The following is a 12,232-nucleotide window of genomic DNA, read 5'->3' on the forward strand; positions in this document are numbered from 1 at the left end:
GTGTCCGGTCGGGCAGCAACGGCTCCAGCCGTGCCCACTCCGCGTCGGTCAAGTCGTGGCGATCAAGCACAGAAGAGATCTACCGCAGCCGACCCGCATGATCCACGGGACACGCTCTAGTGCCCGTCTTGTCCGGTTTCGTCGTCCGGATGTGCGGCGGCCGGTCGGCGAAGCGATGATCACGTCGATACCGGGGTAGACCGCTGCGGCGGCGGCAGGCCGCCGTTGCTCCCCCGGGACCTGAGAGGACGTGGCACGTGCTCGCGCTCGTCGTGGCCCACCTCGTCGTCGCCGGGCTGTTGCCGCTGGTGTCGGCGCGCAGCCGGCGCGCCGCGTTCGGCGTCGCCGCCGTCCTGCCCGCCGCGACGCTGCTGTGGGCGCTCGCGCAGGCCGGCCCCGCGCTCGGCGAGGGAGTGACCGCGACGACCACCTGGGCGCCCGCGCTCGGCCTGGCGCTCAGCTTCCGGCTCGACGCGCTCGCGCTGGCCATGATCGTGCTGGTCTCCGGCATCGGCGCCGTGATCCTAGTCTACTGCATCGGCTACTTCGGGGCCGACTCACCCGAGGCGCCGCGCAGTGCCGCGCTGCTGCTCGCCTTCGCCGGCGCGATGCTCGGCCTGGTCCTCGCCGACGACCTGCTCACGCTCTACGTGTTCTGGGAGCTGACGTCGATCGCGTCGTTCCTGCTCATCGGACAGAGCGGCGAGCAGCGCACCGAGAGCCGGGCCGCGGTGCAGGCGCTGCTCGTCACCGTGCTCGGCGGGCTCGGGATGCTCCTGGGATTCGTGCTGCTCGGGGAGGCCGCGGGCACGTACCGCATCTCGGAGATCCTCGCCGACCCGCCCCGCGGCGGCCTCGTCACCGCTGCGCTGCTGCTGATCCTGCTCGGCGCGTTCACCAAGTCGGCGCAGCTGCCGTTCCACCCGTGGCTGCCGGCCGCCATGGTCGCGCCGACGCCGATCAGCGCCTATCTGCACGCGGCGTCGATGGTGAAGGCGGGCGTCTACCTCGTGGCGCGGCTGGCGCCCGGGTTCGCCGACCTCGCCGTGTGGTGGGTGCCGGTGGTCCTGGCCGGGCTGGGCACGATGATCATCGGTGGGTGGCGGGCGCTGGGGGCCACGGACCTCAAGAAGCTGCTCGCCTTCGGCACGGTCAGCCAGCTCGGGTTCCTGATGGTGCTGCTCGGCGCCGGGGGGCGGATCGCGGCGCTCGCCGGCGTGGCCATGCTCCTGGCCCACGGCCTGTTCAAGGCCCCCCTGTTCATGGCCGTCGGCGCGATCGACCACGCCACCGGGACCCGCGACCTGCGCGAGCTCTCCGGACTGGGCACCGCGCTGCCGGGCACGGCAGTGGCCGCCGCGCTGGCTGCGGCCTCGATGGCCGGACTGCCCCCGTTCCTCGGGTTCGTGGGCAAGGAGGCGGCGTTCGAGGCGTTCCTCCACGAGGGCGGCATGCGGGGCTGGACCGTCGCGCTCGGGCTGCTGCTCGGGTCCGTCCTCACGGCGGCCTACAGCGCCCGGTTCCTGTGGGGCGCCTTCGCGCGCAAGCCCGGCGTCGAAGCGACTTCCGTGCATGCCCCCGGCGCCGTGCTCACGACGCCCAGTTGGCTCTGCGCGGTCGTCGGTCTGGCGCTGGGGCTCGGGTATCCCCTGGTGGACGCACTGGCAGGTGCCTACGCGGCCGCCTACCCCGACGAGAGCGGCTACCACCTCGCGCTGTGGCACGGCCTCGGGCTGCCGCTGCTGTTCTCCGCGGTCGCCATCGGCGGTGGCCTGCTGCTGCACGCCGCGCGCGGCACCGTGACCGGCCTGGTCGGGCGCATCCCGGCCGATGCGCAGCGCGCCTACGAACGGACCATCGCGGGCACCGGGCGGGTCGCGGTCGGGGTCACCGGCCGCTTGCAGGCGGGTTCGCTGCCCGCGTACCTCGGCGTCATCCTGGTGACGTTCGTGCTGCTCCCGGGCACGGCGACCGTGCTCGCCGCAGTGTGGCCGGGCGACCAGCCGCTCTACCACGCCGCGATGCAGGTGCCGCTCGGGCTCGCCGTGGTGGTGGCGGCGCTGGCCTTGGTGCGGGCCCGGCGCCGGTTCACCGCCGTGCTGCTCGTCGGCGTGATCGGCTACGGCGTCGGCGGGCTGTTCATCGTCGAGGGCGCCCCCGACCTGGCGCTGGCGCAGTTTCTCGTCGAGACGCTGTCGCTGGTGGCGTTCGTGTTCGTCCTGCGCCGGTTGCCCGCGAGCTTCCAGCAGCAGCGCTCGCCGCGACGCGTGCAGCTGCCCAAGGCACTCGTCGCAGCCGCCGGTGGGCTGGCCGTCGCGGGCATCGCGGTGGTGCTCTCCGGCGCGCGCGTCGGGCCGTCGTCGACCAGCGGGGAGTTCGCCCGGCTGGCGCCCACCGAGGCGGGTGCGGACAACATCGTCAACGCGATCCTCGTCGACTTCCGGGCGCTCGACACGGTCGGCGAGATCAGCGTGCTGTTCATCGCGGCGGCCGGGGTCGCGAGCCTCGTGCTGGCCACCCGGTACGACCACCGCGGCGGCGGGCGTCGATCGGTCGATAGCGGCCAGGGCAGCCCGCAGCACGAGGAGGACGTTCTCGGATGACGGCCACCGGAACCGAACGCGACGACGGGACCCCCTTCGAGGAGTGGGACCGCCCGCGGCAGCCGTGGCAGCTGTCCGGCGCGTGCCGCGGTGCCCGGGAACGCCGCGTGCTGCTGGAGATGACCACCCGGGCGCTCTTCCCGACGGTGCTGGTCTTCTCCCTCTACCTGCTCCTGGTGGGCCACTACGCGCCGGGCGGGGGGTTCTCCGCCGGGCTGGTCGCGGGCCTCGCCTTCGTGCTGCGCTTCATCGCGGGCGGCAGCACCGACGTGTCTACGGCCGTGCGCGTCCGGCCGCCGGTGGTGCTCGGCACGGGGCTGACGATCGCGCTGGTCACCGCACTGGCCCCGCTGGTGGTCGGAGCACCCGTGCTGTCCACGGCGAAGCTCGCCGCGCACCTGCCCCTGCTGGGCGAGGTCGAGCTGCAGACGAGCGTGTTCCTCGACGTCGGCGTGTACCTGCTGATCATCGGAGCGGTGCTCGACCTGCTGCGTTCGCTGGGCGCGGGCATCGAACGGGACATGCGCGATGCGGGGGAACGCCGATGATCACGATTAACGTCGTCATGGCGCTGACCGTCGGCGTGCTCTACGCCGTCGGGTTCTACCTGCTCCTGCAGCGCTCGCTGATGCGCGTGCTGATCGGCGTGGTCGTGCTCGGGCACGGCACCAACCTGCTGCTGCAGATCGCGGGCGGGCCGCCGGGGCGCGCCCCGATCGTCGGCGAGGTACCGCTGGAGTCGATCACCGACCCGCTGCCCCAGGCACTCGCCCTCACCGCCGTGGTGATCACCTTCGCGCTCACGACGTTCCTGCTGGCGCTGGGCTACCGGTCCTTCGTGCTCACCGGCCACGACGAGGTGCAGGACGACGTCGAGGACCGGCGCATCTCGCGGCAGAAGGCGCCGTCGGCCGCGCTCGAGGACGACGTGCTCGATGACGGTTCGGGGGACGGCGACGCGGAGCGGGCCGATGACCGGGTGGAAGGTGCGGCGGCGCGGGGCGGAGGCGCGTCATGACCGCGCTCGTGACGCTGCCGGTGCTGTTGCCGATGCTCGGGGCCGCGATCACCGTCGTCGGCAGCCGGTCGGCTCTGCTGCAGCGCGTGGTCGGCGTGGTCGTGCTGGCCGCCGTGGCAGGCCTCGCCGTCGTGCTGCTGGTGCTCGCCGACAGCCGTGGGCCGATCGTCGCGGAGCTGGGGGGATGGGCGGCGCCCGTGGGCATCGCGCTCGTGGCCGACCGCGTCTCGGCGCTGCTGCTGCTCGTCTCCACGCTGGTGACCCTCGCGGTGCTGATCTACGCGATCGACCAGCGCATCGCCGACTACGGCCGGGCGACGACGAGCACGACGTTCCATCCGATGTACCTGATGCTGTGCGCCGGGGTGTCGCTGGCGTACCTGACCGGGGACCTGTTCACGCTCTTCGTCGCGTTCGAGGTGATGCTCACCGCGTCCTACGTGCTGATCACCCGTCGCACCGGGGCGTCGCGCATCCGCGCGGGCATGACGTACGTGACCGTGAGCCTGATGTCGTCGCTGCTGTTCCTCACGGCGGTGGCGATGGTCTACGCGGCCACCGGCACGGTCAACCTGGCCGACCTCGCGGGCCGTGTCGAGCAGTTGCCCCCCGGCCTGCGGGGCGTTCTCGCCCTGATGCTGCTCGTCGTCTTCGGGATCAAGGCGGCGATCGTGCCGCTGCATTTCTGGCTGCCCGACAGCTACCCGAACGCGCCCGGCCCGGTGGCCGCGCTGTTCGCCGGGCTCCTCACCAAGGTCAGCTTCTACGCCATGCTGCGCACGCAGACGCTCGTGGCCCCCCGGGACGAGCCGTGGACGCTGCTGCTCGTGCTGGCCGTCGCGACCATGCTCGTCGGGGCCATGGGCGCGGTGGCGCAGAACGACATCAACCGGCTGCTGTCGTTCCTGCTGGTCAGCCACATCGGGTTCATGCTGTTCGGGCTCGCCGTCTTCTCCGCCGCCGGGGTGGGCGGCGCCGCGCTGTACGCGGCCCACCACATCACGGTGCTCGCCACGCTGTTCCTGGTCAGCGGCCTGATCACGCGGCACACCGGCACGGTCGCGCTCGACCAGATGGGCGGAATGCTGCGCTCCTCACCCGGCCTCGCCGTGCTGTTCGCGATTCCCGCGATGACGCTCGCCGGCATCCCGCCGACGGCGGGCTTCGTGGCCAAGTTCGCCCTGCTGCAGGCCGGGGCCGCGGCGGGGGTGGCGACGGCAGCGGTCGCCGGGGTCGTGGTGCTCGCAAGCCTGCTCACCCTGTTCGCGCTGGTCCGGGTGTGGGTGCGGGTGTTCTGGGGCGAGCCGAAGCCCGCGCTGCCGGACGCCGACCCGACCGACGAGGCCGTGGTGGGCACCGCCCGCACCGCCCGGCCGATGTACGCCGCCACCGCGGGCCTCGTCGCGGTGAGCCTGGCGATCGCGGCGTTCGCCGGGCCGCTGTCGGCGGTGACGGGGCGCGCGGGCACCGACCTGCTCGCCCGTGAGCCGTACCGCGTGGCGGTGCTGGGGGAGGGGGCGCCATGACGCGCGGAGGCCTGTTGCGCCGGCTGCCGGAGGTGGCGTGGCTGACGCTGGTGTGGGTGCTTTTGTGGGGGACGTTCACGCTGCTGTCGGTGGTGGGTGGGGTGCTGCTGGCCGTGCTGGTCACTTCCGTGATCCGGCTGCCGCTGCCGCCCGAACGACTGCCGCTGCGCCCGCTGCGGCTGCTCGGCCTGGCCGGCTACGTGCTCTACGACGTCGTGGTGTCCACCGTGCAGGTGAGCTGGCAGACGCTGCGCCACGGGCCGGACGCGCGCGGGGCGATCCTGGCGGTGCCGCTGCTCAGCGCGTCGGACCGGGTGGTCACGATCGTCGCCAACGCGTTCACGCTCTCGCCCGGCACGATCACCTTGCAGGTCGATGCCCAGCACCGGCTCTGGTACGTGTACGCGCTCGGCCCGCGCGACCGGGCGGGCGCCGAGCGCGCACGACAGCAGGCGCTCGACATGCAGCGCCGCGTGCTCGTGGCATTCGGTTCGCCCGACGAGATCGCGGAGGCGGAGCGGCTGAGGAAGGAGAGGACGGGATGACCGTCGTCGTCGCGATCGCCCTGGCGATCCTGTGCGTCGCGGGCGCACTCACGCTCGTACGGCTGTTCCGCGGGCCCGACACCATGGACCGGATCGCCGTGCTCGACGCGTTCGTCGTGCTGATCGTCGCCGGCGCGGCCGTCTACGCGGTGTACTTCCAGGACGGCACGATGGTGCCGCTGCTGGCCGCGGTGGCGCTGCTGGGGTTCGTCGGCTCGGTCACGGCGGCCCGGCTGGTCGAGCGGCTGGAACGGCACCGATGACGAGCATCCAGGACGTCATCGCGGCGGTGCTGCTGCTCCTCGGCGCCACATCGAGCCTGCTCGGCGCCGTGGGCCTGCTGCGGCTGCCCGATCTGCCCGCACGCTTGCAGGCCGCCACGAAGGCGCAGACGCTGGGGCTGCTGCTCGTCCTCGCGGCCGCCGCGCTGCGCGTCGAACCGCGGGACGCCGCCACGCTCGTGCTCGTCGCGATGTTCCAGGTGATCACCGCACCGGTGGTCTCCCAGCTCGTGGGCCGGTCGGCGTACCGCAGCGGGTCGCTGGGGCGCGAGACGCTCGTCGTCGACGAGTTGGCCGAACGGATGGCGCGCGAGAGGTCGTCCTAGGCTGCGGGAGTGCCCCTCTACGCGCTCGGCGACGTCGAACCGGACATCCATCCCGACGCCTACGTCCACCCGGACGCCGTGGTGATCGGCAACGTCACGATCGGGGCCGAGGCCTCCGTGTGGCCCACCGCCGTACTGCGCGGCGACGACGGCCGCATCGAGGTCGGCCCCCGGTCCAGCGTGCAGGACGGCTCGATCATCCACTGCACCGCGACGCAGCCGACGATCATCGGCGCCGAGGTGACGGTCGGGCACAACGTGCACATCGAGGGCGCCACGATCGGCGATCGGGCGCTCATCTCGTCCGGGTCGGTGGTGCTGAACGGCGCCACGGTCGGCGAGGGCGCGGTGGTCGCCGCGGGCGCCGTCGTGTCCCCGAAGGCGGAGGTCCCGGCGCGGCGGATGGCGCTCGGCGTCCCGGCGCGCGTGCGCGAGGGCCACGAGGTGCCCGAAGGCGCCTACGCCTACGCCATGGAGTCCTACATCCGGCGCGGAACGCGGTTCCGTGCCGAACTCCGGAGGCTCTCCTGATGGCCCGGCCGCTGGAGGAGGTCGTGGAGGCCGGGTGGGCCCGTGCGCTCGCGCCCGTCGCCCCCGTGATCGCGGACATGGGCGACTTCCTGCGCGCCGAGCTCGCCGCCGGCCGCCGTTACCTGCCGGCCGGCCCGAACGTCCTGCGCGCGTTCACGCAGCCGTTCGACGCGGTGCGGGTGTTGGTCGTGGGGCAGGACCCGTACCCCACGCCGGGACACGCGATCGGCCTGTCGTTCGCCGTGGCGCCCGAGACCCGTCCGGTGCCGCGGTCGCTGGCCAACATCTTCCGGGAGTACTCCACCGACCTCGGCCACCCGACCCCGTCCACGGGGGACCTGACGCCGTGGACCGAGCAGAGCGTGCTGCTGCTCAACAGGGTGCTCACCGTGGAGCCGGGCAACCCGGGCTCGCACCGCAACAAGGGCTGGGAGACCGTCACCGAGCAGGCGATCCGGGCGCTCGTGGCGCGCGACGGCGAGCCGCTCGTCGCGATCCTGTGGGGTCGCGACGCCCGCAACCTGGTGCCGCTGCTCGAGGACGTGCCGTGCATCGAGTCGGCGCACCCGAGCCCGATGTCGGCCGACCGCGGGTTCTTCGGGTCGCGGCCGTTCAGCCGGGTCAACGAACTGCTCGAGGAGCTCGGCGGAGAGCCGGTGGACTGGAAGCTGCCGTGAGCGCTGCGACCCGTTCCGCCGATCCGGCCCCGGGATCCGGGTCGATCTGAGAGGATCGATACGTGTCCGAGGGCGACGAGTTCGACCGCAGGCTGCGGAAGCTGGCAGTGGAGCACGCGGAGACGCGCTGGCTCGCGCTCCGGCTCGACGACGACGTCAAGGAAGTCCGCGACGAGCTGCGGGCGCTGCGCCGTGAGCACACCGCCCGGTTCGAGTCGATCGACGGCCGGCTCCAGGAGCACAGCGCCCGGTTCGACTCGGTCGACAATCAGCTGCGATCGCTGACCCAGCTGGTCGGTCAGGTGCTGGAACGACTTCCCGAGGAGCCGGGTCGCTGACGACCAGTGCCCTCAACGCACGAGCGGCGCTGCCGCCCAGGGCTACTGGGCGACAGCGCCGCTCGTGCGCGCGCTGGCGCGATCAGGCGCGTGCGACCTTGCCCGCCTTGAGGCAGGAGGTGCACACGTTGAGGCGCTGGCGGTTGCCACCGCCGATCCGGGCCCGGACGGTCTGGATGTTCGGGTTCCAGCGGCGGTGGGTGCGGCGGTGCGAGTGCGAGACGGACATGCCGAAGCCCGGACCCTTGCCACAGACGTCGCAGACGGCAGCCACGTCGGACACTCCTCGGGGTAGACGATCTCACGGAAGCCGGGTCGTCCCGGTCGCGATGACCCAGGATACCCGCGGCATCGGCGGCGGGTCGGGCACCCCCCGGTCGCTACCCTGACCAGGGTGCCCCCGATCCTCGACGCCGCGCTGTTCACCGGCTGGACGCGGGCTGCCGTGCAGGCGCTGGAACGGCACCGCGCCGAGATCGACCGGATCAACGTCTTCCCCGTCGCCGACGGTGACACGGGCACCAACCTGCTGCTGACGATGCGGGCCGCGGCCGACGCGATGGCCGCCGCCCTGCGCGAACAGCGGGACGCGCCCGGCTGCCCGGCGAGCGTGGTCGCGGGTGCGCTCGCGCGCGGGGCGCTGGTGGGGGCGCGCGGCAACTCGGGGGTGATCCTGTCCCAGGTGCTGCGCGGGGTGGCCGACGCCGTGGCCGCGGTGGGCGCCCCCGACGGCGGGTCCGTGCTCGCCGACGGGCTCCGACGGGCCGAGGCGCTCGCCACCGCCGCCGTCACCCGCCCGCGGGCCGGCACCGTCCTGTCGGTGCTCGCGGCCGCTGCCGCCGCGGCGGCGCGCGGGTCCGACCGGCTCGACGAGGTCGCCCGCGCCGCCACCGACGCAGCGGGCGCCGCCCTCCAGGAGACCACCGCGCAGCTGCCGGAGCTGACCAGGGCCGGCGTCGTCGACGCCGGCGGGCTGGGGCTCTACCTCGTGCTCGACGCGCTGACCGGGCTCGTCCACGGGCGGCAGGGGGCGGGCGAGCTCCCGGCGACGGGGGCCGCGGGCAGCCGGGCGGTCCGCGGCCGCGAGGCGCTCGTCGCGGCCCGGGAGGGCGGGTCCGCGGCGTACGACTACGAGGTGATGTACCTGCTCGACGCCTCCGACGCCCGCCGCGTCGAGACCCTGCGGTCCGAGCTGGCCGGGATCGGCGACTCGGTCGCGGTCGTCGGCGACGGGGCCGGGCTGTGGAACGTCCACGTCCACTGCACCGACGTCGGCGCGGCGATCGAGGCGGGGATCGCCGTGGGCCGCCCGCACCGGATCACCGTCATCCGGTTCGCCGACGCCGCGGAGGGCGCGGTCGAGGACGGCGGCCGGTTCGTGCGGGAACGCGCCGTGCTCATGGTCGTCCCGGGGGCGGAGCTCGCGGAGCTGGCCCGGTCGGCGGGCGCCGAGGTGCTGCCGCGGCGGCCGGATCGACCGGTCGGGGAGGCCGAGCTGGTGGCCGCCCTCGCGGGCACCCGGGCCCGGCACGTCGTCCTGCTGCCCGGGGACACCGAGCTCGCCTCGGTCGCGGAGCGGGCGGCGGCGGCCGCCCGGCGCGAGGGCCAGGAGGTGCTCGTCGTGCCCACGGCGTCGGTGCTGCAGGGCCTCGCGGCACTGGCCGTGCACGACCCGGACCGGCGCGCAGGCGAGGACGTGGTGGCGATGGCCGACGCCGCGGCGGGCACGCGCACCGCGGGCCTCGTCGTGGCCGAGTCCGAGGCCCTCACGTGGGTGGGCCGCTGCCAGCCCGGCGACGTGCTCGGCATCTCCGACGGCGAGGTCGTGGTGATCGCGCCCGACCTCGCTGTCGGTGCCCTGTGGTTGGCTCATCGCATGCTCACCGCGGGTGGCGAACTCGTCACGGTGCTCCTCGGCGACGGCGCCGACGAGTCGCTCGGGGAGGGGCTCGCGGCCGACCTGCGCCGCACCCACCCCGAGGTCGACGTCGTCGTGCACCGGGGCGGGCAGGCCGACTACCCGCTCGTGCTGGGGGTGGAATGACCGAACCGACGACACAGCGCCGCGGGGGAAGGGCGATGACCGAGATCGACATGTTGAGTGCGCTCGAGCCGATCGTCGGCAGGCGCGCCGCCGACCTGCTGTCCGAGCAGCTCGACATCGCCACCGTCGGCGACCTCGTGCGCCACTACCCGCGCCGGTACGTCGACCGGGGCAAGCTCACCGACATCGCGGGGCTGGAGATCGGCGAGCACGCCACCCTCGTCGCCCAGGTCGAGAAGGCCACGTTGCGCGACATGCGCCAGCGCCGCGGCAAGCTGCTCAACGTCGTCATCCGCGACGAGAAGGGCGCCACGCTCGACTGCACCTTCTTCAACGGGCACAAGGTCAACCACTACATCCACCCCGGCGTGCGCGCGGTGTTCTCGGGGAAGGTCGGCGTCTTCAACAAGAAGCTGCAGCTCACCCACCCGCAGTTCGAGGCGCTCGACGAGGCCGACGAGGTGCGCCCGTTCCTGTCGGTCTACCCGGCCACCGGCAAGCTCGGCTCCCAGATGATCGCGCGGTGCGTACGGCAGGTCCTCGACGTCCTCGACGACCCCACCGACCCGCTGCCGCCACTCGTCCGCAACCGCGAGGGGCTCGCCGAGCTCGGGCGGGCGCTGCGGCGCATCCACGTGCCGGAGTCCGAGGCCGACATCCACGCCGCCCGTAACCGCCTCGTCTGGGACGAGGCGATGGGCGTGCAGCTGGCGCTGGCGCTGCGACGCCAGGCCACCGGCGCCCGGCCCGCCGCGGCGTGCCCGCCGAAGCCCGGCGGCCTGCTGGATGCGTTCGACGCCGCGCTGCCGTTCACCCTCACCGCGGGCCAGCACGCCGTCGGCGCCGAGATCTCGGCAGACCTCGCGCGCGAGCACCCGATGAACCGCCTGGTCCAGGGCGACGTCGGCGCGGGCAAGACCGTCATCGCGCTGCGGGCGATGCTGCAGGTCCTCGACTCGGGGCGGCAGGCCGCGATGCTCGCCCCCACCGAGGTGCTCGCCGCGCAGCACGCCCGCTCGCTGCGGGCGCTGCTCGGCCCGCTCGCTGCGGCGGGCGAGCTGGGCGCCGCCGAGCAGGCCACCCGCGTCACGCTGCTCACCGGCTCCCTGGGGGCCAAGGCGCGACGGCAGGCGCTGCTCGACGCGCAGTCCGGCGCCGCCGGGATCGTCGTGGGCACGCACGCGCTCATCCAGGAGCACGTCGGGTTCGCCGACCTCGGGCTCGTCGTGGTCGACGAGCAGCACCGCTTCGGCGTGGAGCAGCGCGACGCCCTGCGCGGGCGCGGGGAGCAGGCGCCGCACATGCTCGTCATGACCGCCACCCCGATCCCGCGCACCGTCGCGATGACGGTGTACGGCGACCTGGAGGTGTCGGCGCTCAAGGAGCTGCCCCGCGGCCGGTCGCCCATCGCCACCAGCGTGGTGCCGCTCGCGGAGAAGCCCGCCTGGTTCGCCAGCGTCTGGCGGCGGGTGCGTGAGGAGGTGGCGGCCGGGCACCAGGTGTACGTCGTGTGCCCGCGGGTGGGCGGCGACACCGCCGCCAAGGAGGATCCGGACGCCGACCTCGTCGACCTGGACGACCCGGACATCGGCGCCGACTCCGACGACGTCGCCTCCCGGCGGCCGCCGCAGGCCGTGCTCGACGTCGCCCCCAAGCTCGAGGGCGAGGGGTTCCTGCCCGGGCTGCGGCTGGGGGTGTTGCACGGCAAGCTGCCGCCCGACGAGAAGGACACCGTGATGCGGGCGTTCGAGCGCGGCGAGCTCGACGTGCTGGTGGCCACCACCGTGATCGAGGTCGGCGTCGACGTCCCCAACGCCACCGGCATCGTCATCCTCGACGCCGAACGCTTCGGCCTCTCCCAGCTCCACCAGCTGCGCGGCCGCGTGGGCCGCGGCTCGGCGCCGGGGGTGTGCCTGCTCGTCACCGAGGCGCCGGCGGGCACCACCGCCCGCGAGCGCCTCGACGCGGTGGCCGGTACCACCGACGGCTTCGAGCTCGCCCGCCTCGACCTGGAGCTGCGCCGCGAGGGCGACGTGCTGGGCGCGATGCAGTCCGGCAGGCGCTCCGGGCTGCGGCTGCTGTCACTGCTGCGCCACGAGGAGATCATCGCGAAGGCGCAGGTGTACGCCGGGCACATCGTGGCGGACGACCCCGGGCTCCGGCGTCACCCCGGCCTCGCCGCGCTGGTAGGTGCAACCGTCGGGGACGAGGAGCGGGCGGCGTACCTGGACAAGGTCTGAGGGCAGGCCGCCGGGGCCGGGGCTGCGGGGCCGGGGCCCAGGAGGGCCGGGCCTGTTGAGGGGCCGGGCGGGGGCAGGGTGGCAGGGGCCGCGCTGGGTGGGT

Annotated in this window: 13 protein-coding genes; 12 read left to right on the forward strand and 1 reads right to left on the reverse strand. The window is 74.0% G+C overall.

What is annotated here, in order from left to right:
* Positions 1-257: 257 nt before the first annotated feature.
* From mbhE to KME75_RS35230, 10 genes are all read left to right on the forward strand, one after another.
* On the forward strand, positions 258-2,603 hold the full coding sequence (gene mbhE, locus KME75_RS35185) for a hydrogen gas-evolving membrane-bound hydrogenase subunit E (protein WP_219419264.1): 2,346 nt from the start codon (positions 258-260) through the stop codon (positions 2,601-2,603).
* Positions 2,600-3,151: an MnhB domain-containing protein gene (locus KME75_RS35190; RefSeq protein ID WP_219419265.1), complete on the forward strand. Its 552-nt coding sequence runs from the start codon at positions 2,600-2,602 to the stop codon at positions 3,149-3,151. Before mbhE ends, KME75_RS35190 begins: the two co-directional genes overlap by 4 nt.
* Complete coding sequence (locus tag KME75_RS35195) at positions 3,151-3,621, forward strand: Na(+)/H(+) antiporter subunit C (RefSeq protein ID WP_219419275.1); 471 nt, start codon at positions 3,151-3,153, stop codon at positions 3,619-3,621. The genes KME75_RS35190 and KME75_RS35195 overlap by 1 nt, the downstream gene beginning before the upstream one ends.
* A complete protein-coding gene (locus KME75_RS35200; RefSeq protein ID WP_219419266.1) occupies positions 3,618-5,147 on the forward strand; it encodes a Na+/H+ antiporter subunit D in 1,530 nt (509 codons plus the stop codon). The genes KME75_RS35195 and KME75_RS35200 overlap by 4 nt, the downstream gene beginning before the upstream one ends.
* On the forward strand, positions 5,144-5,692 hold the full coding sequence (locus tag KME75_RS35205; protein ID WP_219419267.1) for a Na+/H+ antiporter subunit E: 549 nt from the start codon (positions 5,144-5,146) through the stop codon (positions 5,690-5,692). Before KME75_RS35200 ends, KME75_RS35205 begins: the two co-directional genes overlap by 4 nt.
* Positions 5,689-5,955 carry a monovalent cation/H+ antiporter complex subunit F gene (locus KME75_RS35210; protein WP_219419268.1) on the forward strand — a complete coding sequence of 89 codons (267 nt, stop codon included), beginning with the start codon at positions 5,689-5,691 and terminating at the stop codon, positions 5,953-5,955. Before KME75_RS35205 ends, KME75_RS35210 begins: the two co-directional genes overlap by 4 nt.
* Positions 5,952-6,299, forward strand: coding sequence for a monovalent cation/H(+) antiporter subunit G (gene mnhG, locus KME75_RS35215; protein WP_219419269.1), 348 nt, complete (start codon positions 5,952-5,954; stop codon positions 6,297-6,299). Before KME75_RS35210 ends, mnhG begins: the two co-directional genes overlap by 4 nt.
* Before the next feature lie 9 nt (positions 6,300-6,308).
* A complete protein-coding gene (locus KME75_RS35220; RefSeq protein ID WP_219419270.1) occupies positions 6,309-6,830 on the forward strand; it encodes a gamma carbonic anhydrase family protein in 522 nt (173 codons plus the stop codon).
* Entirely contained in the window at positions 6,827-7,507 is a 681-nt protein-coding gene (locus KME75_RS35225; protein WP_219419276.1) for a uracil-DNA glycosylase, read from the forward strand. The genes KME75_RS35220 and KME75_RS35225 overlap by 4 nt, the downstream gene beginning before the upstream one ends.
* 62 nt (positions 7,508-7,569) lie before the next feature.
* Positions 7,570-7,845, forward strand: coding sequence for a hypothetical protein (locus KME75_RS35230; protein ID WP_219419271.1), 276 nt, complete (start codon positions 7,570-7,572; stop codon positions 7,843-7,845).
* A gap of 82 nt (positions 7,846-7,927) precedes the next feature.
* On the opposite strand, the gene rpmB is transcribed toward KME75_RS35230, so the two are convergent.
* Positions 7,928-8,119, reverse strand: coding sequence for a 50S ribosomal protein L28 (gene rpmB / locus KME75_RS35235; protein ID WP_219419272.1), 192 nt, complete (start codon positions 8,117-8,119; stop codon positions 7,928-7,930).
* 120 nt (positions 8,120-8,239) lie between these two features.
* On the opposite strand from rpmB, the gene KME75_RS35240 reads away from it, so the two are divergent.
* Both KME75_RS35240 and KME75_RS35245 read left to right on the forward strand, forming a co-directional pair.
* Complete coding sequence (locus KME75_RS35240) at positions 8,240-9,889, forward strand: DAK2 domain-containing protein (RefSeq protein WP_219419273.1); 1,650 nt, start codon at positions 8,240-8,242, stop codon at positions 9,887-9,889.
* A 35-nt stretch (positions 9,890-9,924) separates the two neighbouring features.
* On the forward strand, positions 9,925-12,129 hold the full coding sequence (locus tag KME75_RS35245; RefSeq protein WP_219419274.1) for an ATP-dependent DNA helicase RecG: 2,205 nt from the start codon (positions 9,925-9,927) through the stop codon (positions 12,127-12,129).
* The last annotated feature ends 103 nt before the right edge of the window (positions 12,130-12,232 follow it).

The organism is Pseudonocardia nigra, from assembly GCF_019396355.1.
Classification (GTDB): Bacteria; Actinomycetota; Actinomycetes; order Mycobacteriales; family Pseudonocardiaceae; genus Pseudonocardia; species Pseudonocardia nigra.